Annotated in this window: 24 protein-coding genes; 12 read left to right on the forward strand and 12 right to left on the reverse strand. The window is 57.2% G+C overall.

Translation table 11 applies throughout. The annotated features are described in order from the left end of the window. The first annotated feature begins 54 nt into the window (after positions 1 to 54). The 6 genes from BUC36_RS00365 to BUC36_RS00400 all read left to right on the forward strand — a co-directional run bounded on the left by BUC36_RS00365 (position 55) and on the right by BUC36_RS00400 (position 6,844). Positions 55 to 1,278 carry an ABC-three component system protein gene (locus BUC36_RS00365; protein ID WP_073274373.1) on the forward strand — a complete coding sequence of 408 codons (1,224 nt, stop codon included), beginning with the start codon at positions 55 to 57 and terminating at the stop codon, positions 1,276 to 1,278. After that, positions 1,275 to 1,763 (forward strand): three component ABC system middle component, encoded by a 489-nt coding sequence (locus BUC36_RS00370; RefSeq protein WP_073270347.1) that lies wholly within the window; start codon positions 1,275 to 1,277, stop codon positions 1,761 to 1,763. Before BUC36_RS00365 ends, BUC36_RS00370 begins: the two co-directional genes overlap by 4 nt. Next, complete coding sequence (locus BUC36_RS00375) at positions 1,760 to 3,703, forward strand: DUF3732 domain-containing protein (protein WP_073270348.1); 1,944 nt, start codon at positions 1,760 to 1,762, stop codon at positions 3,701 to 3,703. Before BUC36_RS00370 ends, BUC36_RS00375 begins: the two co-directional genes overlap by 4 nt. Positions 3,704 to 4,167: 464 nt before the next feature. Next, positions 4,168 to 4,860, forward strand: coding sequence for a transposase (locus tag BUC36_RS00380; protein ID WP_073270350.1), 693 nt, complete (start codon positions 4,168 to 4,170; stop codon positions 4,858 to 4,860). Between the two features lie 142 nt (positions 4,861 to 5,002). Beyond that, a complete protein-coding gene (locus BUC36_RS18660; RefSeq protein WP_143186834.1) occupies positions 5,003 to 6,073 on the forward strand; it encodes a hypothetical protein in 1,071 nt (356 codons plus the stop codon). 474 nt (positions 6,074 to 6,547) lie between these two features. Then, entirely contained in the window at positions 6,548 to 6,844 is a 297-nt protein-coding gene (locus BUC36_RS00400) for a hypothetical protein (RefSeq protein WP_200797165.1), read from the forward strand. A 348-nt stretch (positions 6,845 to 7,192) separates the two neighbouring features. Here BUC36_RS00400 and BUC36_RS19125 read toward each other — a convergent pair whose 3' ends face one another. Further along, complete coding sequence (locus BUC36_RS19125) at positions 7,193 to 7,462, reverse strand: hypothetical protein (protein WP_234994847.1); 270 nt, start codon at positions 7,460 to 7,462, stop codon at positions 7,193 to 7,195. A 237-nt stretch (positions 7,463 to 7,699) separates the two neighbouring features. Between BUC36_RS19125 and BUC36_RS00410 the strand changes: the two genes are divergently transcribed. The 4 genes from BUC36_RS00410 (at position 7,700) to BUC36_RS00425 (ending at position 10,378) form a co-directional block, all read left to right on the forward strand. Beyond that, the gene (locus BUC36_RS00410) at positions 7,700 to 8,044 is read left to right on the forward strand and encodes a hypothetical protein (RefSeq protein WP_073270361.1); all 345 of its coding nucleotides are present in this window, start codon (positions 7,700 to 7,702) and stop codon (positions 8,042 to 8,044) included. A 223-nt stretch (positions 8,045 to 8,267) separates the two neighbouring features. Beyond that, positions 8,268 to 9,191: a M14 family metallopeptidase gene (locus tag BUC36_RS00415; protein ID WP_073270363.1), complete on the forward strand. Its 924-nt coding sequence runs from the start codon at positions 8,268 to 8,270 to the stop codon at positions 9,189 to 9,191. Between the two features lie 59 nt (positions 9,192 to 9,250). Beyond that, complete coding sequence (locus tag BUC36_RS00420; protein ID WP_073270365.1) at positions 9,251 to 10,099, forward strand: PA4780 family RIO1-like protein kinase; 849 nt, start codon at positions 9,251 to 9,253, stop codon at positions 10,097 to 10,099. Between the two features lie 90 nt (positions 10,100 to 10,189). Beyond that, a complete protein-coding gene (locus tag BUC36_RS00425; RefSeq protein ID WP_073270368.1) occupies positions 10,190 to 10,378 on the forward strand; it encodes a hypothetical protein in 189 nt (62 codons plus the stop codon). Between the two features lie 455 nt (positions 10,379 to 10,833). Here the strand turns inward: BUC36_RS00425 and BUC36_RS00430 are convergent, their stop codons facing one another. The 4 genes from BUC36_RS00430 to BUC36_RS00445 form a co-directional block, all read right to left on the reverse strand. Continuing rightward, positions 10,834 to 11,442, reverse strand: a complete 609-nt coding sequence (locus BUC36_RS00430) for a peptidoglycan recognition protein family protein (RefSeq protein ID WP_073270369.1) — start codon at positions 11,440 to 11,442, stop codon at positions 10,834 to 10,836. A 265-nt stretch (positions 11,443 to 11,707) separates the two neighbouring features. Continuing rightward, entirely contained in the window at positions 11,708 to 12,157 is a 450-nt protein-coding gene (locus BUC36_RS00435) for a hypothetical protein (RefSeq protein WP_143186835.1), read from the reverse strand. Further along, complete coding sequence (locus BUC36_RS00440) at positions 12,144 to 12,836, reverse strand: response regulator (protein WP_234994848.1); 693 nt, start codon at positions 12,834 to 12,836, stop codon at positions 12,144 to 12,146. The genes BUC36_RS00435 and BUC36_RS00440 overlap by 14 nt, the downstream gene beginning before the upstream one ends. Next, a complete protein-coding gene (locus BUC36_RS00445; RefSeq protein ID WP_084535413.1) occupies positions 12,836 to 14,092 on the reverse strand; it encodes a sensor histidine kinase in 1,257 nt (418 codons plus the stop codon). The genes BUC36_RS00440 and BUC36_RS00445 overlap by 1 nt, the downstream gene beginning before the upstream one ends. Before the next feature lie 241 nt (positions 14,093 to 14,333). Between BUC36_RS00445 and BUC36_RS00450 the strand changes: the two genes are divergently transcribed. Continuing rightward, positions 14,334 to 15,164 carry a DUF2306 domain-containing protein gene (locus BUC36_RS00450; protein ID WP_073270374.1) on the forward strand — a complete coding sequence of 277 codons (831 nt, stop codon included), beginning with the start codon at positions 14,334 to 14,336 and terminating at the stop codon, positions 15,162 to 15,164. Between the two features lie 281 nt (positions 15,165 to 15,445). Then, a complete protein-coding gene (locus BUC36_RS00455; RefSeq protein WP_073270376.1) occupies positions 15,446 to 16,369 on the forward strand; it encodes a M14 family metallopeptidase in 924 nt (307 codons plus the stop codon). A 24-nt stretch (positions 16,370 to 16,393) separates the two neighbouring features. Here the strand turns inward: BUC36_RS00455 and BUC36_RS00460 are convergent, their stop codons facing one another. The 7 genes from BUC36_RS00460 to rfbF all read right to left on the reverse strand — a co-directional run bounded on the left by BUC36_RS00460 (position 16,394) and on the right by rfbF (position 24,684). Beyond that, a complete protein-coding gene (locus BUC36_RS00460) occupies positions 16,394 to 18,490 on the reverse strand; it encodes an acyltransferase family protein (RefSeq protein WP_073270379.1) in 2,097 nt (698 codons plus the stop codon). 83 nt (positions 18,491 to 18,573) lie between these two features. Continuing rightward, the gene (locus BUC36_RS00465) at positions 18,574 to 19,665 is read right to left on the reverse strand and encodes a glycosyltransferase (RefSeq protein WP_073270381.1); all 1,092 of its coding nucleotides are present in this window, start codon (positions 19,663 to 19,665) and stop codon (positions 18,574 to 18,576) included. A gap of 65 nt (positions 19,666 to 19,730) precedes the next feature. Further along, positions 19,731 to 21,071, reverse strand: a complete 1,341-nt coding sequence (locus tag BUC36_RS00470) for an NAD(P)H-dependent oxidoreductase (RefSeq protein WP_073270383.1) — start codon at positions 21,069 to 21,071, stop codon at positions 19,731 to 19,733. Then, positions 21,065 to 21,607 (reverse strand): dTDP-4-dehydrorhamnose 3,5-epimerase, encoded by a 543-nt coding sequence (rfbC, locus tag BUC36_RS00475; RefSeq protein ID WP_073270385.1) that lies wholly within the window; start codon positions 21,605 to 21,607, stop codon positions 21,065 to 21,067. Before rfbC ends, BUC36_RS00470 begins: the two co-directional genes overlap by 7 nt. 12 nt (positions 21,608 to 21,619) lie before the next feature. Next, complete coding sequence (locus tag BUC36_RS00480) at positions 21,620 to 22,666, reverse strand: NAD-dependent epimerase/dehydratase family protein (protein ID WP_073270388.1); 1,047 nt, start codon at positions 22,664 to 22,666, stop codon at positions 21,620 to 21,622. After that, on the reverse strand, positions 22,644 to 23,822 hold the full coding sequence (locus BUC36_RS00485; RefSeq protein ID WP_073270390.1) for an NAD(P)/FAD-dependent oxidoreductase: 1,179 nt from the start codon (positions 23,820 to 23,822) through the stop codon (positions 22,644 to 22,646). The genes BUC36_RS00480 and BUC36_RS00485 overlap by 23 nt, the downstream gene beginning before the upstream one ends. An 88-nt stretch (positions 23,823 to 23,910) precedes the next feature. Continuing rightward, complete coding sequence (rfbF, locus tag BUC36_RS00490) at positions 23,911 to 24,684, reverse strand: glucose-1-phosphate cytidylyltransferase (RefSeq protein WP_073270392.1); 774 nt, start codon at positions 24,682 to 24,684, stop codon at positions 23,911 to 23,913. Positions 24,685 to 25,040: the final 356 nt, after the last annotated feature.

Here is a 25,040-nt window from a genome sequence, read left to right on the forward strand (position 1 = left end):
CCTTGTGTATGGCCTGCAGCCATTTTTGTGACCCCATTTTTGTTGGACTTGCACATGACAGATTTAGCCACGGACAAGTACTCGGCCAGCGAACAAGGCTTGGGATACATTTATCAACCGCGCCTCGCTTTGCTTCGGTTGCTAGAGTTGCCGGAGAACACCTCGGTCTACTTGGAAAAGGACGACGACCTCGACTTCGTAGGCAAGGACGGCAGAAAATCCCTCGCATCGCTCAAGCATAAGGCTGCCAGCGACCGTCTGACAGACTTGTCGACTGACTTCTGGAAGTCCGTTCGCATCTGGTTGGTCCGTTACAAACGTGACGGCCGCAGCGCATCGAACCTGCGCTTCTTCTTGTTTACGACTGGCACAGTTTCAGATACATCGTTCCTGAAGAAATTTCTACCGATCCAGAGCGGCACGGACGATGAAATTAAGACATTGGCCGAACAGGCGGAAGAAGCCCTCAGCAGATCTAAGTCGAACTTCATCGGCGACATCGCGAAAGAATTCAATGAGCTGACTCCAACCGAAAAGCAGGACTTTCTTGTCCGAATCCTAATTCTTGACGGCAGCCCCCGGATTGAGGATATCCCGGAAACCATCAGGGACAGGCATATGCGCAGCATCCGACGTGAGCATCGAAATTCCGTGTTCGAGCGGCTTGAAGGATGGTGGAATGACGAAGTCATCAAGCAACTGACCGGCAACAGGGATGAAGGAATTTTCGGCTTCGAGGTGTCGGACAAGCTCTATGCATTATCCGAAGAATACAAGCTGGACAATCTTCCCATCACGTTTCGCGGGAAAGTGCCAGCGGGCGAGATCGACATCGAGAACGACCCTCGAACCTTTGTAGTGCAACTGCGGGAAATTGGGGTATCCTCCAGCCGCATCCGAAACGCGATCTTGGATTACTACAAGGCGTTTGAACAAAGATCGGAATGGGCTCGTGAGAACCTACTGGTGACGGGGGAGATCGAGGACTTCGAAGACCGACTTGTCGATGAATGGAGCCGCTACAGAGATGTCGTATTCGAAGATCTTGACGAGAGCAGTGCAGAGACTGTTCTGCAGCAGGCTGGAAAGGAACTGTACAAGTGGGCGGATCAGCAGAGTGGGAACATCGAATCGCTTCGCATCCGAGCACGCGTGACTGAACCCTATGTCACCCGGGGTTCATTCCATATCCTGGCCGATGCAACGCCGGAACCAAGAGTTCACTGGCATCCCCGCTTTCTCGACCGCCTCGGTACGGTATTGGGAGTGTCTAAATGAAACGCTGGAGCCAACGCCCTACTGAGATAAGAAACCTGTTCAACCCCGCGTTCTGCGGCCTAATCCTGTTTCGTGCCATGCAGGGCTACGAGGAAGTAGAACCCTGCGGTATGCACTTCTCGCTCGCCCTACTCATTTTGCCCCTGTGCTTGCACAAGGATTCACGCGAAGTGATCACTGGTAATTCCCGGAGCTACCTTCTGAAGATTACGGAGACGAACCCGCAAATACAGGTGGGTTTCGCCGATAGGGTTACCGCGATGCTGCCTTATACGTTCGAGGGTTTCGGACTGCTGATGGAAAGAGGCTGCATCTCGGTTACTGATGACGGGCGTCTCCAGACCGTCCCCGGCAAGGTTAGGAAGTCCGTAACGGGAACTGATGAAACTAAATCCTGCCAGCGGGCGGCGCGCTTCGCCGGAAAGGAATTCGCGCGTATTGTTGACCGAGCGACCATCTATACCACTTTCGGAATCCGCCCATGAAGATAAAGTCTATTCACGTCTATAGCCACGAAGGGCAGCGCCGCGATCTGCAGTTCAAGGTGGATGGCCTTAACATCATCACCGGGAGGTCCTCCACCGGCAAGTCGGCCCTGTCCGAGATCGTCGAATACTGCATGGGACGTTCCTCGTTCAATGTCCCTGAAGGCATCATTCGCGATAAGGTTGCTTGGTTTGCCGTCATATACCAGTTCGAGCGTGAGCAGGTGTTGGTTGCCAAACCCACGCCACCGGGCGGTGGAGCAAGTTGCAGTACCACAATGCTGCGCCGGAGCATAGAACTGCAGGCTCCATCGTTCGAAGAGCTAACGCTCAATTCGAACGACGAAGCAGTCGTCGCTCTTCTCTCACGCCTGCTCGGAATCCCTGAGAATCGCACCGAGGTCGCCCTTGAACACAGCCGAGACAGCTACGAAGCCAACGTCAAACACACATTCTACTACCTGTTCCAGAAACAAGGGTTGGTAGCTAACAAGGACCAACTTTTCAGTTATCGTCAAGACGAGTACAACCCGGCACAGACGATCCGCGACACGTTACCGATTCTTCTTGGTGTCTCCTCAGAGGATCGTTATACACTCGAATACAAGCTGCGTGTTGCAAAGCGGGATCTCAAGCTTAACGTGAAAATGCTAGAACAAGCACGTGATGCCATTGACATGGCGCATGAGAAGGCGGTCGGCCTTTACTCCGAGGCCAAGACAGTTGGCGTGATCGCCAGCGTCGACCCAAATATCAATGCCGGCGGCATTATCGAAAGCTTGAAGGCCGCCCTTTCCTGGGAACCCGAGAAGATTCCCGAAGACGATGGCAACCAGATTTCACGCCTCGAAGAGGAACTGGGCCAATTACGAAAGGATCGCCGCGAAGCACAGGCTAGGATCGATGCCGCACGCCAGTTCTCCAAACGCGCCGGCGGCTACGAGAGTGAAGCTATCGAGCAGTTGAACCGCTTGGCCTCGATCAAGGCGTTACCGAAGAACCCAGACACCGGCGAGTGGCAGTGGCCGTTCAGCGAGCAAAACCTCGCATTGGAATCCCCTATCGCCACAGCTCTTCTAAACGAACTTCAAACGCTCGACACCGAACTACGCATCGCCACCGGTCAGCGTCCTAAGCTAGATGCTTACTTAGCGGATCTGGATGGCAAGGCGCAGGAAATCGCCGACGCAATCAAAAGGAAAGAAACCGAGCTTTCCTCAGCGATAGAGGCCGATGAAATGATTGCTCGGATGGGCACCCGTAACAACGCGGCTGCGCGTGTCGTCGGCCGTATCAGCTTGTTCCTGGAAAACCTCGTCCCTAACGAGGAACTCAGCAACCTTAAGGCCGAAAACCAGCGCCTGAAGCTGAGGGTCGAGGACCTGGAAAGCCGCATCGGTGAGGACGACAGCCACGAAAGGTTAAATTCAATATTAAACATTATCTCATCGCAGGTAACGCAGTACATTCGACAGTTTGAGGCGGAGTTTCAAGAATGCCCGGCGCGATTCGATCTAGCCAATATCACGATCGTCTTCGACCGTATCGAGCGCTCGGTTCCGATGAGTCGAACCGGTGGCGGAGAGAATCACTTGGCCTACCACCTCTCCGCACTGCTAGCCCTCCACTTGTTCGCAGTCAAGAACAACCGGCCGATCCCGCGGTTCCTGATGATCGATCAGCCGACCCAGGTCTATTTCCCCTCCGAGCAGGTCTATCAAGAAGCCGACGGATCTATCCAGAAGACAGAGGCCGACGCCGACTTGAGCGCAGTCCGGCGGTTGTTTGAGCTTCTGCTTAAGTTTGTGAAGGAGGATGCACCCGGCTTCCAGCTTATCGTCACCGAGCACGCGAACCTTCGCGACCAGTGGTTTCAGGACGCGTTGGCGGAGCAGCCGTGGACTAAACCTCCGGCGTTGGTTCCGGAAGAGTGGAGTTAACGGCGATCTTTTCTCTAAGTAGCAGTGCCATCAAACGAGGATAATTTGGGGCAGAGTAAAATTTTGAAAGGTATATAAACTACCAGAAGATTCTTCAACGCTTACTCTGATAACCGCCTCGTACATGTTCTCCATAGATATTCTCGGTGCGATACGCTGGCCGGAAGTCCAACGGGCAGCCCCGACAAAGTATGAATGACGCCCAGATACAAGCCCGCGATCTAGGTAGGCCCTACCATAGCGACTGCGATCTGCTCAGTGTGCTGCGGGATTATCGTTCATGCTGAGGTACGGTAGGCGACAGCTATCCTGACATAGGAGGGTGGTGAGAAATCAGCAGTTGAGGAGGACCTGCGGCTGCGAGAAATAAATGGGGTCAGATCAACATTATGACACCCTTTAGCACCCACTGAGTTTTCCATCCATTAGTCTATGGCCATAGCAAAAAGGGAAGGGAAAGCTCGATGGCCAGATTGCCGCGCCTCGGGCCTGCAGGGATTCCGCAGCATGTTATACAGCGGGGTAACAACTGGCAGGTTTGCTTCTGTTTAGAACAGGACAAGATCGCCTACGCCGGTTGGCTAAAACCGTATGCAATGGAATTCGATATTCAGGTACATGCCTGGGTGTTGATGACCAACCATGTTCACCTGCTGGTACCCCCGCAGTCTGACCAGGGTGTTAGCAAGATGATGCAGGCGCTTGGGCGTATTTATGTGTGTAACTTCAACCGGGAATACCGGCGTTCGGGAACCCTGTGGGAGGGGCGCTACAAATCCTGTCTGGTTCAATCTGAGGATTATCTTTTGCAGTGCTACCGGTATATCGAACTCAACCCGGTGCGCGCGGGCATGGTGTCGGATCCGGGTGAGTATTTCTGGTCCAGCTATGGCTGCAATGGGCTGGGCAGGGCATCGAGCCTACTCACGCCCCACATACAGTATCTGGCGCTGGGCCACTATCCGAAGCAGCGGCGGGAACGCTACCGGGCGCTGTTCCGCCATGAACTGGATGCGCCCGCTCTCGACGAGATCCGGGGCTCATTGAATAGGGGGTTAGCACTGGGTAGTGATCGGTTCAAAGCGCAAATCGAGAAACAGTTTGCCCGGCGGGTGACGGAAATGTCGTTGGGCCGCCTGCGCATGGCTTTACCGTGAATGTGGGTTTTCCTGCCACAATGTTGATATGACCCCATTTATTCATTCTGCCACAATGTTGATCTGACCCCATTGAGTAGATTCAGCGGCGATTCAGTTGTGCCGGGTTAAAAAGCAGGTGTGAATCCAAGGAAAACGCACCATGCGCCAGGTCCCATACCGTTTACTCGCCGCTCTCGCCATCACTTTGACGCTCGGTGGCTGTGTCACCTACCCAGCAGCCCCGCCGGTGGTCGTCGGGAGTACCTATGTCCGCAAGGCTGCTCCGGTTTACTCCTATTCAGTGATCACTGATCCCGGCTATCGCTACTACGACGATACGCTCGGCGTTTACGTATTCTACGACCGCAGCGACGTTTTCTATCGACAGGGGCATTACTATCGTTGGCATCAGGACCATTGGATCAGTGCCAATCACTGGCGTGGCCCCTGGTATCCGGCCCCGAATCTGTATATCTCCGCAAACTTCAATGATCGCTGGCATACGCGCTTGCGCCGCCATGGCCATCGCTATGCCGGAGGACGCGACTACAGACCGCCGCGCCGGAACGTTCATGACGACGGTTACAACCGGCGGGACCGGCATGAAAGCAACGGGTATCGACGTGATCGTCGTGAGGAGGGCCAGGATCGTCGTGAGAAGGGCCAGAATCGTGGCCGAGGCGGTGAACATGGGTTTGCTGGCATAGCCGAGCCAAAGCGGCGGGCGTCTCAGACGGATAACCGGAGCGGGCATCGAGATGATCGTCGTGAGAAGGGCCAGAATCGTGACCGAGGCGGAGAACACGGGTTTGCTGGCCTAGCCGAGCCAAAGCGGCGGGCGTCTCAGACGGATAACCGGAGCGGGGAGCGCGGTAATGAACGCCGGAAGCCACGTCGGAATCCAAGTCGGGACGAGCGGGTAGTTAAAGTTGCGGACAAACCAACCGGCATTCGCGCCCCACGAGTTGTTCCTGCATTAGAGCGTCCGGCAACCGATCGCCGCGCGGTGCGCGACAGGCCCAAGCCACAAAACCAGCGCGGCCAGCCCCAGCGCCAGTACAATGCGCCAAATGATCGGCGCAATACTGCCGCTAAGCCAGCTGCGCGCCAGGAGGGCGAGGAACCAAAGGAAAAGAAAAAGAAGTCCAAAAAGAAAGCTGATAAGAGCGATCAGGCACGCCGGGCGCGTGAGCCGCTGGCCCGCCGGTCCAATGAAGCAAATCTAATCTAGCGATTTAGCAATTGCCTTTCTTGGCCTGTCCCGGCGGGCAGTGCTTCTGGCTCCCGCCAACAATGACGCCAGGGACCAGTATCTTTGCAGGCTTCATTTCCAAGCTGGGGCCAACGACTGCACAGCCGTTAAGAAAAGCGGTTGCGCACAGGATCAGGGCGATTTTTAGTTTCATTAGAATACTGCGGTAAATGGATTTCGCCGCCATGCTAAAGTCTGCGTAGCTAGAGGTCTATTTGTCTCCCGGGCTTTTCCCAAATTTTGAGGGCGGTTTCTCACTGCAATCCTCCTAAGAGTGCGGCTGATCACAGAGCGAACGCGGAGTCTGACACAGGTATGAATCCCGCTCGGGCCAAGTGGTTGAGGGGGACCGGAAGAGCCCTCTGGTCCAGTTTTGGCGATTGCTGATATCTGTGTATTTGTCCAGTAGAATGGCGTCTTTCACAAATTTAACTCCCAGCCCAGAACAGTCTCTTGCCCCTAGGATTTCTCCTCAGCCGCCACAGCTTTGTTCAGCGCGGCAGCACCTGCATCCATTACTGGCTGGCCACGCCCGAGGGCCCGGCCAAGCTGGTCATTGAAGGCGAGCGTCCGGTTTTTATGGTGAAGGTCGCGGACCGCACCCAGGTGGCCGAGGCGCTGGCCGGCGTGCCCTACGATTGGGAGCAGCTGGACTTCCAGACCTTTGGCCGCGAGGAAGCGGCTTGGCCAACTCTTCAGCGCGAAGGATATGCGCGGGCTCATGTCCGTGCCAGCAGCGGGCGCCCTTGAGGGAATCGAGTTGGATGCCACTATGTGGCGGCCAGCACAAATTCGATAACCTCACTCTCGTTGATGTGGTGCTTGTAGGTGTTTTCGAGCAGGGGCTTCAGCTGCTCGGAGGAATAACGGACCCTGGACCGCGAGGACGACCTCCAGCGCTTCACCCGGGTCGGCGTAGATCCGGCAGCCGCCCATGGGCTAGACCTTCAGGAAAAATGAGGCCGCCATTTACCAATATGCGGCCGCGCTGGGCTCTGCGCGTCGCCGCACCACAGCCTTGAGATGCTGGTGCGCCTCGGTGTCCGGCTCGCGCAGTTGCGCATGGCGCTGATCGTGGAAGTGCTGCCGATTAAATCGCTAAAGATTTTTGACGATCAACCGAATTTCGTCGTTATCTGGGAACAGTTGCTCGACAAATGCTACCGCTCGATTCAGGTCCGCCCAGCGGTGCGGCTCATTTCGGGTAGTGATTAACTGGGAAGCCTTTTCAGTACCGCGAGCGTTCAACACAAATTCAATCTGGTAATAGCGTTTACCTTCGTGCCTCACACGGACCAGCTTCAGGCTGGAAACCTTGGCTCCACCCTCCATCAAAAGCGTCGTTTCGCGAGTTGTCAGCGCCTGCATCGTAAAACTATCGACCGATCATGTGTACACCCTCCGTATTGTGAATATCCTCAAAACAGGATAGCTATCATCGATTAATCAATATGCTATATTTTGATTAAGCATTGTAGTATGTTTCGACAAATTGGTTGTCGCAGCTAGAGGCTTTTCTGCGCAGGAGGCAAGAGGCGGGGTCTAGGTGAAAATTCAGAGGTAGCTATTTGCTGACGAAGCAGTCAGTTTGCAAGGAGGTTGGATATGGCTGAAATAGACGAGCTTTTGGCAACCCTGCGCGAAGTTGCTGAAAACGCCAGACGGCTATCCATGGAGCTGTGCGACTTCATTTCCGCCGAGTCGCTGTCCATCGCCGATGTGACGGCGGATTGGTTTGATCTGTGCCCTTCAAACGATAGGCCAATAAGCGAACAGGTCATTGCACGGATTGTCGAACACCGACAAACCGCTACGCGTATCAAGGCATCCCGGCTTTTTTCAGAGATAGAACTAGCAATACTGGACGATTGGCAGGCGCTGGAAGTCAAAGCATTAACATTCTCCCTAAATGCGCTATTAAAAGCCCCTTGCGCATTCCTACGAACGTAAACGCCCATTCCAAAGCATCGTGATTACCCGGATCTCCCAAGGAAGTGCGGAGCCATTTGGTGAAGGTCGAGAAGTGCTCTTTTAGTTATGGGTCTTACCTTGGAGCTGCGGCTACGAGCAGAATGTCGTGAGGTGATATCAGGCCAGGTTGCGAGCTCCGCAATCTTTCGAACCGGGTGCTAGAATGCCCGACTGCCGCGCTCATCACTGGAGAACAAGCGAAATGAAGACGGCCAAAGCATTCTATCCAATCGGTACCCCCGGCACGCCCTGGGGTGACGCGGAGCGCGCCGAGTGGTTGTCGCGACAGACCCGCCAACGGAGCTACGCGTCTGAAGTACTGAGCGCGATTGAGCCGCTGCGCGCGCGCTTTGACGTGGAAGAGTATGGCCGTCTGGAATATGGCGATGAAAGCTTTCCGCTGCTGGCGATCCGCAGCCGCGACTGGAATGACGACCTGCCGGTGGTGCTGGTGACGGGCGGGGTGCACGGCTACGAAACCAGCGCTGTACACGGTGCGCTGCAGTTCGTGGATCAGCATGCCGCGGATTACGCAGGCCGCGTCAACCTGCTGGTGGCACCCTGCGTCAGCCCCTGGGGCTACGAGCGCATCCATCGCTGGAACCCGCATGCGATTGACCCGAACCGCTCGTTCCGCGAAGACAGCCCGGCGGAGGAGTCGGCGGCGCTGATGCGACTGGTGGCGCCCGTTCGCGATCGTGTGCTGATGCATATCGACCTGCACGAGACCACCGATACCGACGAAACCGAGTTTCGCCCCGCACTGGCCGCTCGCGACGGCAAGCGGTTCACGCCGGGCGGCATTCCCGATGGCTTCTACCTGGTGGACGACAGCGAGAACCCGCAGCCCAAATTCCAGCAGGCGGTGATCGCAGCGGTGAAGAAGGTCACCCATATCGCCCCGGCGGACGCCAATGGCGAGATCATCGGCTCTCCGGTGGTCGCGCGCGGTGTCATCGAGTACCCGCTTAAGCAACTGGGACTGTGCGCCAGCATCACCAACGCCCGCTACAAGACCACCACCGAGGTCTACCCCGACAGCCCGCGCGCAACGCCGGAGCAGTGCAATACTGCGCAGGCCGTCGCGGTGTGTGCGGCGATCGATTACGCGCTGGCGCACCGCTAACAGAGACTAGCAATCGGCGGCTGGGCAGATCGCCTCCGCCGACGATCAAAACGAGAAGCATGAAAGTACCCAAGAGATTACAACCGCTGGTCGACGACGGCATGATCGACGAGGTCATCGCCCAGTTGATGAGCGGTAAGGAAGCGCAGGTGTATGTGGTGCGCTGCGGCGGCAGCCTGCGCTGTGCCAAGGTCTTCAAGGAGGCCAGGCAGCGCAGCTTCAAGCAGGCGGTGCAGTACCAGGAAGGCCGCAAGATGCGCAACAGTCGCCGCGCCCGGGCCATGTCGAAGAAGACCCGCTACGGCCAGAAAGAGCAGGAACAGGCCTGGCTGAGTGCCGAGGTCGATGCGCTGTATCGGCTGGCAGCAGCCGGCGTGCGCGTCCCCGAGCCATTCGGCTTTGTCGACGGTGTATTGCTGATGGAACTGGTGGCCGATGAGGAGGGCTACGCGGCCCCGCGGCTGGATGATGTCACGCTGACCCCGGAGCAGGCCCGCGATTATCACGCCCAGGTGATGGCCGACGTGGTGCGCATGCTGTGCGCGGGCCTGGTACACGGCGACCTTTCCGAGTTCAACGTGCTGGTGGACCGCCACGGCCCGGTGATCATCGATTTGCCCCAGGCGGTGGATGCGGCCGGTAACAACAACGCCGCCATGATGCTGCAGCGCGATGTCGACAATATGCGAGCCTATTTCGGCCGCTTTACCCCGGAACTATTGGCCACCGATTATGGCAGGGAAATCTGGGCGCTGTATGAGGCGGGCGAACTGCATCCGGAAAGCGCCCTTACTGGGGTTTTCGAACGTGACACGACCAGTGTCGACGTCGCGGACCTGATGGAAGTCATCGATGACGTGCGCGCAGAGGAGGCCGAGCGCCTGGCGCCGGCTTGGGATGGGGCATAGGTCGCTGATGATGTCCCTCGCGCAGAATTCACAATAAGGCAAGAATTCCATCGCGCCGGCCGATGACAACGGCGAGATCATCGACTGCCGGTGGTCCCGCCGGGCGACACCCAGTACCCGCTCAAGCAGCTGGGCCTGTGTGCCAGCATCACTAACGCCCCCTACAAGACCACCACCGAGGTCTACTCTGACAGCCCCCGCGCGACGCCCGAGCAATGCAATACCGCGCAGCCTGTCGCGGTGTGTGCAGCGATCGACTACGCGCTGGAGAATTGGTAAGAACGGGTAATTGGGGCTGGGGACCTCTGCCGATGGATGCTACCGCTTTTCGAAATGTAACTAACGCGGTATTGGCCGCGTTAATTATTGTGGTGGCAGGCAGTCGTCACAGGCGAACAACTGTACCGTAGTGCCGCACTTAAGCTCTGCAGTGTTTCCTGCCCTTATTTCCCAAGTGCAACTTTTACTTCCAACACTGGCTGTTCCATAAGAATAGCAGGGCAGGTAGTCGTGCTCATCGTGCAATTGCTTAAGCGATATTGGCTTTGCTTTCCTGAAGAAATCTTCTGCTGATTCTAGCGATACGGTGAAGTCTGAACAGAACTCCGTTTTGTTTTCATCAGTTCCCGAGCCAGTTACTTCATTTATCACGATCTCGCTTGAGTCACTATGCTGTGCGCAGCCAATGGTTAGAACCATCAAGCTAATGATAAATATACGAAAAATATATTTGCTTACCATTGGGCACTACTCGCTTCAGTGGCCATTTTATATGAGACTTCAGGATGTCTGTACACATCGGCAGTCGTTATTTGGAAATGCGTATAGAGTTCACTAACTAGCCACTTGAGAGATGAGTTCTGGAGTGGAGAAATTGCTTCGTACTGCTTTTTCAGCTTGTCATATGAGCCGACAATTTCAATTCCTAGCGAGTCGCTATTCAACGGAAATCGATCCGGATAAGGCTTCGATTTTTCGTGATTGTGGAGGTTAGTGATTCTGGATGAGTACGATAACCCTTTTTGGAATAACAGCTGAGTGGCGTTTTGAAGTTGTACCTTGGTGCAAGATTTGCTTTCGTAGCATTTAGACTTGATTTTGCCGACATGGTACGCCTTCTGGGTAACTCTCGCAGTTTGGTAAATTACCCCTTGTTTGTCGATTAGGAAGTGTGCTCCGTGGCCACCTTTGGCATATGAATTAAACGTTTGTTGTGCGGTATTGGCACCTGTCTGGTGTATTACGAGCGCATTTATCTTATTCAGTGAACCATGCTCTATTCCCGAAAATACCTTTTGAGTAATTTTAGGATCCAAAAGCAGTCCTTGCTTTAGCGTTGACATCAAGCCTTCCAGTAAATTAATGCGCTAGCGAATATATCAATCATGATTGATACTCTCAATGAAAGTTAAATTGACTCTGGCACAATTTAAGAAATAAGGATAAATAAATCGGGTCGGGTCAGCCCCTTTTATGTCAACGCCCCATTACAGGCCACTTCGAAGCTCCTTGCTCGCAGCCCCTCATGGAGTGGGGCTATGATCGAATACAAATATCAAGAAGAAAAGTCGTTGCTAACTTTTTCGCAAACTTGCTGAAGGCAAAACACTACCGCTTGATATGAACTGCCGTTTCAGTTCGTGCTGGCCACACCATTCCTGCTCGTATAGCCACGAGCAGAATCACAAATGACATTTCCAATGCAAGGAAGACACCAATGGGGTGGCCGGGCACACCTTGTATCAGCAGGTAGATTAAATAGAGCATGGTAAGCAGATTGCCTGCCAGGGTGGCGGTAAGCGCGTAGCCGCGCGCTTGCCAGAGCGGCTGGCTGAACAGGATATTCAACGCGGCGGTGCCGGCGAGCACTGCTCCGGGCAGCATCAGCAACAGGCGACGGGGCAGGGCAGTAGCCTCGCTCATAACCTGTGCCCAGATAGCGACAAAATGACCGTTGGCGCCCAGGATTAGCAGAACGCTCAGGAGCACAGCGCCAGCCGCGGCAAGTCTATACAGGGCATTTTCCTGCAAGCCCGGTGATGAACTAGAAACCGACATCGCGCCCTCCGGCGGTGGCCAGGCCGCATTCGTAGGCGAAGACGACGGCCTGGGCGCGATCGCGTAATCCCAGCTTGGACAACACGCTGGAAACGTGGGTTTTTACGGTGGCCGCGCCAATAAACAGGGCCTCGGCAATTTCGGCATTGCTCTTGCCATCGGCAATTGCTGCCAGCACCTCGCGTTCCCGTGTGGTCAAGCGGTCCAAACGTTCGGCCAGGTTGCGGCCTGTTCCCAGCTTTTGCGCGAACTGGCTGATCAGGCGTTGGGTGATACCGGGCGCGAGCATGGCACCGCCATCCGCAACCGTGCGCACTGCCTCCACCAGAGCCTCGGGTGGAATATCCTTGAGCACAAAACCACTGGCTCCCGCCTGCAGGGCGCGAAACACGTATTCGTCGGGATCGAAGGTGGTGAGGATGATCACCCGGCAGGCTTTGTCGCCTGCCTCTGCTCTTTCCTGCGTTTGAAGGATGCGCGCGGTGGCCTCCAGCCCGTCCATCTCCGGCATGCGGATGTCCATCAGAATGATGTCCGGCTGGTGCACGCGTGCAGCCTCGATTGCCTCGACGCCGGTGCCGGCCTCGGCCACCACTTCAATATCGGGCTCGTTATCCAGCACCAGGGCAAAACCGCGCCGCACCAGCGCCTGATCATCCACCACCATGACTCGTAACATCAGGTTCCCCTTTCCGTAGTGGGCAGTTGTGCAGTCACTTCAAAGCCACCGCCATCGATCACACCGGCGCGTAGGTGGCCGCCGAGCAGTACCGCGCGCTCGCGCATACCCGCGATGCCGTGCCCACCGCTTTGTTGTCCGCCAATGGGCTGCTCAGCGGCGCCGCGGCCGTCATCCTGAACACAGATAGCAATGTGATCGTGCGCAACGCTAACACTCACGCGCACACTGGCTTCGGCACCGACGTGTTTAATGACGTTGGTCAATGACTCTTGAACGATACGGTAAGCGGCGAGGGCGACCCTGGCAGGTACACCCCCGAACTCGCCGTGCGGTTCATAGTCCACCCTGGCCACGACCTGGCGGACCTTTTCGATCAGGGCTGGGAGATCATGCAAATCCGGCTGCGGGGTGAGTTTGGCCTCGTCGCTGGCCGGGCGCAGTACGCCGAGCAAGTGCCGCATCTCCGACAGGGCGTGGCGGCCGGCAGCCTCCACCGCAGCCATGGCCTCACTGGCTGCCTCCGGATTATTGCGGCAGATGGTTCTGGCTGCGCCGGCCTGGACCGTCATCAGGCTCACCTGATGTGCCACCACATCATGCATCTCGCGGGCGATGCGGGTGCGCTCGGCCGCTACAGCGCGCTCGGACTCCGCATTGCGCTCCCGTTCCAGATACCTGGCTCGCTCTTCCAGCAAGCGCAGGCGTTCGCCGCGAAAGCGCAGCCTGCGGCCAATGTGCCACAGCGCCCATGCCAGCACGACAGCCACGGTACCTCCGGCCGTGGGCTGAACCAGTAGCTTCTCGTCTTGCACCACAAACGCCAGCGTTGCCGCGACCGCGATCAAGCTGATGCGGGTGTTGGCCTCATAGCGGCCAAGGCTGTACAGCGAAAACGCCAGCGCAACGATGCCTTCCGCTGGCAACCCCAGCTCCAGTATCAGCGTGGCTCCGAGAACAACGGCGTGTACCTGCCAGGGGTGGGTGCGACGCCACAACAGGGCGAAACAGCCGACGAAGGCGCATTGAAAAGCGGCGACGTCCCACAGGCTTTGCAGGGCCAGGACATCGCTTGCATTTTGGCGCGACCACATCAGCAGCGTCAGTAAAAAGGCGAGTATGGCGATGAGCAGGTCGGTCAGCTGTGGCCAGCGCTCGAATGGCCCGCGCAATGGTTGCCAGGCCGGAAGCTTGGGCAACTCGGTACTGGCGTCGGGCGGGTTCGATGCCTGCGTATTGGGGGGCGGCGACTTCATTCCCGCATGCTAAACCAGGCGCGGCCAGCTGTCATGAGACTTGCGGGGGAGGTGATAGCAGCACCCTCTCCACCTTTTGGGGGAGGTCAGATTCCTGCCTGTGGCCGATGTTCTGAAGTCTGAAAGCACCGACCATGCTCGCCAGGCACATTGAGCCCAAGCCCGCGAGGACCATGCCGTGAAAACCAAGGTGCGAGAGTACCGCGTGAGTCCCGCTCTATAAACGCCTGGAGAAAAAACGATGAACGACGCTGTACTCAGCACAACAGTGCTCCGCCCATTCGATACACGGCGGGCTGTCAATCTGGCGGTGACAACCTGGTTTAGTATCGCGGCGATCGGCCACGGGATATTCCTTGCCTATATTCTTGCCGTGTTCTATCCGCCCATTGCGCAGTCGGGGCTGCACGGCCTGCAGGGCCTCGATCACCTGCCGGCCGGCTTTCGCGAGGGCGATACACTGGGCAACCTGGCGGCGGTAGCGCACGTGCTGCTGGCTGCGATTGTGATCGGTGGCGGCCCTCTGCAGCTGGTTCCTGCCGTGCGCCGACACGCCCCCACCTTCCACCGCTGGCTGGGCCGCAGTTACCTGCTGGCTGCCGTCATTAGCAGTGTGGGCGGGCTGTACATGATCTGGACCCGCCACAGCATTGGCAATCTATGGTCTCAGATCACCATCTCCGTCGACGGTGTATTGATTCTGGTGTTTGCATTCCTGGCACTGCGCAACGTTATGGCCGGCCGGATTGCCGAGCACCGGCGCTGGGCCCTGCGCCTGTTCATGGCCGCCAGCGCGGTATGGTTCCTTCGTGTGGCCCTGATGGGCTGGGCGACGCTGACCGGTGGCTGGGGCATCGACTGGGAATCCTTTACCGGCCCCTTCGTGTACGCCCTGGGTGTTGGTCAGTACCTGGTACCCCTGGCCATGCTGCAATGGTATTTCCATTGTCAAAAGCGCGACGCCGGGCACCGCGCACAGCTCGCCTTCGTTAGCACCCTGGTGCCGCTGACCGTCTTTATGGCCATTGGCATCTTTGCCGCGACCATGGGTATGTGGTTGCCGCGGATCTGAGCCCGGCGGGTAGGTTGCCACGGGGTTTCTAGATTCCCGCCTTCGCGGGAATGACGATTTTTTGAGGTACCTTTAAGCCTGCTCTCCCTTGTAGGATGGGCAAAGGAGCGTAGCGACGTGCCCATCTTCCGCGGCGCTGATGGGCACGCTGCGCTTTGCCCATCCTACGAAAACTTATGCGCTCGCCCCATTCAGGTCTGCCTCCTTTTAAGAGCGCTGCAATGTTGCTGTACGGGTGTAGAATGCCCGCCTGCCTCGGTCATCACTGGAGAACAAGCGCTATGAACACGGCCCCCGCATTTTATCCAATCGGTACCCCCGAAACGCCCTGGGGCGAGGCGGAACGCGCCGAGTGGTTGTCGCGGCAGAGCCGCCAGCGCAGCTACGAGGCGGAGGTGTTGAGCGCAATCGAGGGCCTGCGCCCGCGCTTCGATGTGGAAGAGTACGGCCGTCTGGAATACGGCTCTGAGAGCTTTCCGCTGTTGGCGATCCGCAGCCGCGACTGGCGTGACGACCTGCCGGTGGTGCTGGTGACGGGCGGGGTGCACGGCTACGAAACCAGCGGTGTACACGGTGCGCTGCAGTTCGTGGATCAGCATGCCGCGGATTACGCAGGCCGCGTCAACCTGCTGGTGGCGCCCTGCGTCAGCCCCTGGGGCTACGAGCGTATCCATCGCTGGAACCCGCTTGCGGTAGACCCGAACCGCTCGTTCCGCGAAGACAGCCCGGCGGAGGAGTCGGCGGCGCTGATGCGACTGGTGGCGCCCGTTCGCGATCGTGTGCTGTTGCATATCGATCTACACGAGACCACCGATACCGACGAAACCGAGTTCCGCCCCGCGCTGGCCGAGCGCGACGGCAAGCCGTTCGCGCCGGGCGGGATTCCCGATGGCTTCTACCTGGTGGACGATAGCGAGAACCCGCAGCCGGAATTCCAGCAGGCTGTGATCGCGGCGGTGGAGAAGGTCACCCACATCGCCCCGGCCGATGACAACGGCGAGATCATCGGCTCACCGGTGGTCGCGCGCGGCGTTATCGAGTATCCGCTCAAGCAGCTGGGTCTGTGCGCGAGCATCACCAGCGCCCCCTACAAGACCACCACCGAGGTCTACCCCGACAGCCCCCGCGCGACGCCCGAGCAATGCAATACCGCGCAGGCTGTCGCGGTGTGCGCGGCGATTGACTACGCGCTGGCGCACCAGTAGGAAGGGCAATTGGGGGCGGGGCGCTTACATCGTGCGGCGGTCGCCGGCGGTATCTCTTTCCTTCTGTTCTGCCCAGAGTGCCTCGATCAGGAGCTCAGCGCCGAATGACGTGACGTGGTTGTCGTCATAGAGAACCGGTAGCTGGTTGATTACGCCCCGGCAAATGGTTTTATCACACAGGACCTGTTGGCTGTTGAATAGAGCAGCGCCGTTTTTCTCCGTGAGCTCGGTAATGGTTTTTATCGTATTGCTGGTGCGGGCGACTGCGTCGAGATAGGGCATGGAAATATCTACCTGTCGGTCAGTCATGGCCAGCCGCATTGCCGTGGGCGCTACGAGCAGAGGGAATTCAGGGGGTGATATGACTACGGTAACCTCGCGGCCCATCGATTTCAGTGCCGCGAGCGTACGCTGCAATCCCCGGGTGAATACCGCCGGATTATTGGCAACGTCGATGGTGTCTATCTCGTCATCGTACAGGTACACATGGTCCCCGGATTGGTGATCCGTTGGCAGGCGCCTGCCTTCATAATTCACGACCCACCGCGCATTCAGTATTACATGCCGTATCTCCGGATGATCGCGCACGAAGTTTAGAGCCGAGCTGTTGAAGCTGCGGCACTCATTTTCCGGGTGGGGTAGTTCTGCTCTGGCGCTCTTGGCGACCCCGAGCAGGGGCGGGCAGTCTACGGCACCCAGGAAATATATGTCCCGGTCGCTGCCGGATTCAGCCAGCAGTGAGCGAAAAGCTGGCGTCAGGGCGCGCGCGTGGGAGTCGCCCCACAACAATATATCCCCTTCGTTTGAAGACTTTCCCTCCCCTTTGTGGATCCGGCAACTGTCGAGTGAAAGTTCCACCACTTTGTCTCCGCCCTGAAAGCAAAGGCCCGGAATGGAATCGTACTGCTCGATAGTGTGGTTGATAGCTTGAGCCTGTGCTGGCAACCTGCCGGGAAGCCCGCCGCTCAGGAACAGAGTCAGCGCCAGCGTTATTCCCGCGATACTGATAGTTGCCGCCGTCAAAATCGGCTTGGCCGAGCCAAAGTGGGTTAACAAGCCCTTGGTGGGGAGGCTTTCCGCTCTGCCGGCAACGGGGGCGGTGCTCTTTTTGCGGAGGAACGGCTGCTCGATATACTTTCTCGAGAATAAGCCAACGACCAGGGTCAAAGTCAGCAGCAGCGCGGTTTCGCCGCTGCCGAGTGGCCGTCCCGCGTACATTCCTGCAAATACGATCAGCGGCCAGTGCCAGAGGTAGAGGGAGTAAGATGTTTTCCCTATCGTGACCAGCCCTCTGTGGGTGAGTATGCGGGTTGCAATGCTGGGGCCGTTGAGTCCCGCATTGATGACCATTGCACTGCCAAGCACCGGCAAGAGTGCAGCAGTACCGGGAAAGCGCGTAGAGTCATCGTAAAAAAGTGCTGCGCCTATGATGCCGGCGAGCCCCGCAATGCCCAGCAGGTCGTTCACCGGTCCGTGTGGCAGTTTTACCCGGACGCCGCACGCAAGGACCGCACCTATCAACAGTTCCCATGCGCGACTCCCGAGCAGGTAATAGGCGGCAGAGGGTGCATGATTGGATTGATATACGCTGAGCAGGAAAGACAGCAGAATCAGGGTGAGCAGGATATTGCGCAGTTTTTCTGTAGAGATTTTCGGTAGGAATACGAACAGGAGGGGGTAGAGCAGGTAAAACTGCTCTTCAACTGCGAGTGACCAGGTGTGCAGGAGTGGCTTGGTTTCCGCCGCAGCATCGAAGTAGCCGCTTTCCATCCAGAAAATAAAGTTTGAACTGAAGGCGAATGTTGCCCCGAGACTCTTGGCGAATGATTTCAGTTCTGTGGGTAGTAGCAGGAAATAGCCAACGATCGTGGTGATAATCATGACACCGAACAGCGCGGGGAGCAGCCGACGGACTCGGCGGTTGTAAAAGCGGATGCTGCTGAATGTTCCAGCCTTGTGCTCGGCGAGCAGAATCGAAGTGATCAGGTAGCCGGACACCACAAAAAAAACATCGACACCGACGAATCCACCACTGAACGCCGGCAGTCCGGCATGGAAAAGAATAACGGGAATGACGGCAAGGGCGCGCAGACCGTCGATATCACTTCTGTATTCTGTCATTGCGAGCCTTGTTGCCGTGCGTGCTTTCTTCGTCAGGATGTTTGTTTTTCGAAAAGGGTCCCATTCCTGCAGTGTCAGAATGCCTAAGCAATGATTGCGGGTGGGAGTTTTTCGCCTTCGCAGTGTGCTTGCAGGGTATCAAGCTGTAATCGCAGCGGCTCTGGAAGGGGAGCTCCCATCGTGTTTAGTATCCGGGCAAACCGGTAGCGCCAGTCGTGCCGGTGGAGGGCGTGGATCTGGTTTCGTCGCTGGATTGCTTGCAGGCGCTCACGATCGCGAAGTAGCTGGACTATCGCGTCCGGCCCGTCGGCCGGATCGGTGGGCACGTCGACCATGCTGTCTTCCCACCCCATCAGGCTGGGTGCAGAGGTGCATTTGGGGCGGGTACCTACGACGAGATTGCCCGCGGCCCAGGCCTCGAACCAGCGATAGAGTACTGGTGAACGGTTTAGGAATCGCGGAGTATCACTGGGTTCGAAACACAGGTTGATACTGCTCGCGGACATTAGCTTCCACTGCAACTGTCGGTGCTCCCGCATGCTATTGATCGTGGCGGTCTCGAATGTAGAGTGCACATAGGTATAGGGGCTGCTGGGTGCGCCGAAAGCACTTTGTAGTGCCCTGTGGTATTCCCGGTTGATTCGACCGTAGCCGAATACGTCCACCTGGTTTTTGTTTGGAATTCGTGCGTGCGAGAGAGCGTCGATCCCAAATGGCAGGAAGTGGGCCTGCTCGAATCCGTGGTGGTTGCGCAGGTCCTCGGCTATTTCTTCGATACCTGTGAATACCAGATCGACGAACTTCAATATGCGTGGTCCAAATCCGTCCAGGGTCACCGCGTCAAAGCTATCGACAAAATAGACCGCGATGCGTGAAAAACGGTGAATGTCACGGCCGAGGCTTGCCAGGGTCAACAGGAAATGCGGTGTGCTGCAGATTACCAGCAGCTGATTGCCAGGCGCGGTTGTGGATGAGACGTCGGCAACGCGGTAGGGATTGCGGAAGCGATTGTACAGCCTGGGATTATCCTGCATCGGAAACCGGTACGCGACGTCGAGGATGGGAATATTCCAGCTGAGAATCAGCTCTTGCAGGTCATAGAGCAGCGAGTAACCGACGTGGTCCCGCTGCAGGGGGTATTCGGACAGGACAACCAGATTCTGTTCCGGGGCCATCTGTTTTCCCTAACTGGCCGGCGGCCAATGATTGTTGCAAGTACCGGCGATTTGTCCGGGCCGCGCTAGTTGATGACTCTGTTGCTATTAACTTCCGGCCTCGTCCGTTCGCGGCTGAAGTACATTGAGTCTTGCTGGGATCTGAGCCTGTCTACCAGCCTGCCAGGAGGCAGAATGACGTCGTCGTAGGTGAGTACGGTGTCCCTGGGAATGTCACGTTTGAGCACGCAGTCTTCTGCCAGCCCCATTGGCAGTAGCTTTTCGGCAAAAACCCGGTCTGCGTTTTCCGCCTGACCGTAGGTCATGTACCAGCCAATGCCATCGAGTCTCTCGCCGGCTTTCAGGTCGATTTTGGCGGTCGCCACGACATCGACCACCGGTCCTTCCAATGGCGCCACTGCGGCGTCCTGGAACAGGGCGGCCCGCGCTACGGTATTGGCCACTTCGAAATGACACAGGTGATAGGGGTTGTAGAAACAGTACAGCGGCCCGGGGCCGACTTTGTAGAGGTTCAGGTAGTGCTGTTGGCGGGGGTCGTCGTGCATGCCGAGCACAAACACACCGCCGTTCGGTGTCGGCCCGACGACATAGTCGACAATACCGGGGCCGTCCTGCAGATATTCGAGCGGATAGATCTCTGTGGTCTTTTCCAGCGGGGTGCCCGGCGGGAGCGTCGGGCCCAGCATGCCGCGCTGTGCCACCCGCATACCGGTCGCATTGGCGACAATGGCCTGTTCAAAGGAAATCTTGGTCCCGTCGGCGAATGACGTCACCATGTGGGGTTTCTGTCCCCACTTTTCGGCGAATGCACGTTGCGTCGTCGGATTCCGGTAAGGGTCCTGAAGTCCCTTGACGTTCCCGCACAGAACGGGCCGAATGCCCAAGCCGCGGACAAACCGGTAAAGATTGAGAATGACGCCGGGCTGGTCTCCATCGACATTGGTGTAGACGACGCCCGCCCGATCCGCCTCCGACTTCAGCTGGGGACCAATGGTGCTGTCGAGCTCTGCATTCATCAGCAGCAGGTGCTTGCCGTGGCGGATCGCTTCCAGTGCAATAGCCGCGCCGTATTCGATGGCTCCGGTCACCTCGAGAATCACGTCGACGTTTTCCGCCTGGCACAGGGCCAGACCGTCTTCGGTGACTGCCGGTCTGCCCGCGGCGATGGCGGACTCGAGCTCCGCACGGTTGTCAGCGTAAACGACTTCCCCGACACCCGCTTCCAGATACGCCTGCTTCGCGCCACCGATATGCCTGTTGGCAATGGCGACCAGGTCGATTCCCGGGGTTGATTTGATGATATTGAGGACGACGCCGCGGCCCATAAAGCCCGCACCGATCATGCCGAGGCGAATTGGCCGTCCGCGCTGCGCGCGTTGCTGCAGGGCCGTGTCAATAATCAGCATTTCGGCAGCTCCGTGTATTCCGACCAGCTGGCGTCCTTGTCAGAAATCACGCGCGGTTCCTGGGGCCACTGGATGGAGAAAAAGGGATCGTTCCAGCGAATACCACGCTCCGAACCGGGCCGGTAGCGTTGGCTCACCATATAAAACGCTTCGGTATTGTCGCTGAGGGTGATGAAACCGTGGGCGAAATCCCGCGGCACGAACAGGGCCCGGCGATTGTCCGCGGTCAATTCAACGCCGAATGACTGCCGATACGTGGCCGAATCCGGGCGCAGATCGACAATGACGTCGTAGAGCGCGCCCCGGGTGCAGCGCACGAACTTGGTCTCCTGGTAGGGTTCAATCTGGTAGTGCATACCACGCAGTGTGCCGCGGCTCGGGTTCCACGACAGGTTGGCTTGCAACACGTCGCCGTCGAGCCCCAGTTCGCCGAACTCATCAGCACAGAAGGCCCGGGAGAAAAAACCGCGATCGTCAGCGATCGGGTCTATGTCGATAACGAATGCGCCGTGCAGCGGGGTTTCGGTAAAGTGCATCTTTGCTACCTGTCAGTTCAGCCAGTTCAAGTCGTCGTCGACACGATTTTCAGTCATGTGGTCGTTGAGCACTTTCAGGCGAATAAAATCCGAATTGCGGAAATCCCTGTCCCGGAAGCCGATCTGTTCCAGCCCTGCTTTGAGGCCTTCGACCGCCTCTGTCAGTGATACCCGCGGCTGGTGGTGCGGCGCCAGTTCGCGAAAGCGGCTGAAGTCCACCCGGTAGGAGCGTTTGTCCGGTGCGGCATCACTGTTGATGGTTATGCGGGTCCCCGGCACAACTTTCGCGACGGTTTCGGCCAGGTCTTTTACCTGGTAGTTCCACTGGTCGCTGCCAGCATTGATGGCCAGGAAAGCGCCGCCATTAGCAGCAGGGCGGTCGATCGCCCACTCGATTGCGCGCGCCATATCTTCGATGTGAATCAGTGGCCGCCAGGGAGAGCCGTCACTGAGGATATTGATTTCCCCACTGGCAACGGCACCGGCGACAAAGTCATTCAGTACCAGGTCGAGGCGCGTGCGGTCGCTAAAGCCACAGGCAGTCGCGAAACGCAGGCAGGTGATGACAAATTCCCCGTCGGCCAATTCCCGGACACCATCCTCGGTGCCGATCTTGGACTTGGCGTAGGCCGTCAGTGGGTTGAGCGGATCTTCCTCCTGTCGCGGCGCTCCGTCGGCGGCGCCATAGACGCTGCAGCTGGAAGCAAATACGTAGTGCCGGACACCCGCCTCCTTCGCCATCCGGGCTATCTCGATACTCGATCTGCAATTGATCTCGTGGGTGACTCTTTCGAAGGTGTGCCCCATAGGGTCATTGCTGATCGCCGCCAGGTGGACGACGGCGTCAAAGCCCTCAAGGTGGTGCGGCTGTATCCGCCGCACATCCGCGAACCACTGCTGGTCGAGCCGGGTCTCGGGAAGTTTCTGTGGGCCGCTGAGGCAGTGGGCAAAGAAGCCCTGATCCAGGCCGACCAGGGTCGCGTCGGGTTTTACCTTGCGCAGGTGGCGGGTCAGGGTGGGGCCGATATAGCCGAGGTTACCGGTGATTAGAATTTTCATAGTCCGCCTGTTGCTTTGTTATTGGGGAATTAGGAAGTGAACATTCTTTTTCGTGACAGCGAAGCCGGGCGCAGACCTCCTCGGCGATGGCCAGGCACGATGTCAGCCCCGGGGACTCGATCCCGTAAAGTGCAATGTAGTTCAGAATCCCGTGTGTGCGTTGGTTCACAATCATAAAATCGCCGGGACCCTCCCCGGGGCCTGCGACCTTAGGCCGGATTCCGGCGTAGTCGGGCACCAGTTCACCGTCGCGCAGGTCCGGGTAGTAGGCCCGGATCGCCTGGTAAAACGCTGCTGATCGGGCCGGGTCTACCCGGTAATCGAGGCGGTCAACCCACTCAGTGTCTGGACCAAAACGCGCGTTGCCGGCCAAGTCGAGGGTGAGATGAACGCCGAGCCCTTCGTTTGACGGCAAGGGATAAATCAGGTGGCTGAACGGCAGTCGACGAGAAACGGTGAAGTAGCAGCCTTTGGAAAGGAAGACAGGAGGGATTCCCTGCGCGTCGCCGCCCTGCAAAAGTCTGCTCAAAGTTTGAGCGCCGTGTCCGGCGGAATTGATGAGTAGACGGCAACTGACAGTGGTTGGATCCACGCCACCCACTTCTACGTAAAAACAGCCGTCACGCCGCCGCTTGAGCCCCGTTACCGGGCTGTTACAGCATACCAGGCCGCCGTGTGCTTCCAGGTCTCCCTGAAGTGCCAGCATCAAGCCGTGACTATCGATGATACCGGTGGAGGGGGAGTAGAGCGCTTCGATAGCATTGAGGTTAGGTTCTAATTCAGACAGGCATTGCCGGTCTATGAGTTTCAGGTCGGAAACTCCGTTTGCATGCCCCTGGGCCAGGATTTTCGCGAGTGCCGGGCGTTGGTCTGGAGAGGTGGCGACAATTAGCTTGCCGGTTCTGCGATAGCTAACACTATGCGCGTCACAATAGCGGTAGAGCAGTTCGCGCCCCCTGACACACAACCGGGCTTTCAGGCTGTTGCGAGGGTAGTAGATGCCGGCATGAATGACTTCGCTGTTGCGGGAACTGGTCTCGGTGCCGGGCCGGGCGAATTGCTCGAGCACTAATACGGAGCGTCCGGCTAGGGCAAGTTGCCGAGCCGTGGCGAGACCGATGACACCGGCGCCCAGAATGATTGCGTCAAAATCCATATCTAGAATACAGCCGTGAAGCGCTGAAGAGTGGGCTTGTCCAAACGCGTGTTCCGAGCGTTCCCCGGACTAGCGCCTTACTAACCGTTCACCACTTGACCCAGGGTGCCTCGCCGGATGTAACCAGGCTTTCAAGGTAATGCTTGTCTCGCAGCGTATCCATTGGGTGCCAAAAACCACTATGTTTATAGGCATTTAGCTGTCTTTCGCGGGCAAGAGTCTGCAGGGGTTCCGCCTCCCAGGTGGTTCGATCATCCTCAATCAAGTCAAACACCGTCGGTTCTAGAACGAAGTAGCCGCCATTGATCCAGGCGCCATCGCCATTTGGTTTTTCGTGGAACGAATTGATTCGGGTCTCGCTCTCTCCAAGAGCTATCGCGCCAAACCGGCCCGGAGGCTGAACCGCAGTAAGGGTTGCCATCAGACCCTCTTGCTGATGGAAGTCCACCAACTCGGAAATGTTCACATCACTAACGCCGTCGCCATAGGTGAAACAGAAGGTTTCGTCACCAACAAATTCACGTACCCGTTTCAAGCGACCGCCGGTTAGGGTGTTCTCCCCGGTATCGGCCAAGGTGACCCGCCAGGTTTCAGATGGCTTGTTATGTACTTCCAGAGTGTTGTTCACCATATCTACGGTAATACTGGCTGTCTTTATGAGATAGTTGGCAAAAAACTCTTTGATAATATGGCCCTTGTAGCCGCAGCAGATTACGAAATCATTAATTCCATGGTGAGAATAGATTTTCATGATATGCCAGAGGATTGGCATACCGCCGATTTCGACCATCGGCTTTGGCTTAACGGTAGTTTCCTCGCTGAGCCTGGTTCCCAGGCCCCCTGCAAGAATGACGGCTTTCATGGCTACTCCTTAGCGCTTTGTGCGGTCGCTCTTCGCTGGGTGGTGGGGAGCAAAGAGTGATTGAATGAAATTTTTTATCTACCCGATATCGACTGGGTGTCTCTTCGAATGTCTAGTTATTCCCCGTTGTAGGATTTCCCATTTTTCGCAGCTCGCTGTGGCGACATGCAAATTATTTAAAGAAGGTTCGCAAAACAGTATCGTGGGGTTTTTCTTCACTAGACTTTTAGATCATAAATTTTTCGAATTAAAGTTGGCGGGCGTAAATTCATGACATTATTAGTTTCGAAAAAACTGCGCGCGACAGACCTGGCGGCGAAAGCCGATTCACGGCGTGAAAATCTGAATCAGGACAC

This window comes from Microbulbifer donghaiensis (genome assembly GCF_900129095.1).
Lineage (GTDB): Bacteria > Pseudomonadota > Gammaproteobacteria > Pseudomonadales > Cellvibrionaceae > Microbulbifer > Microbulbifer donghaiensis.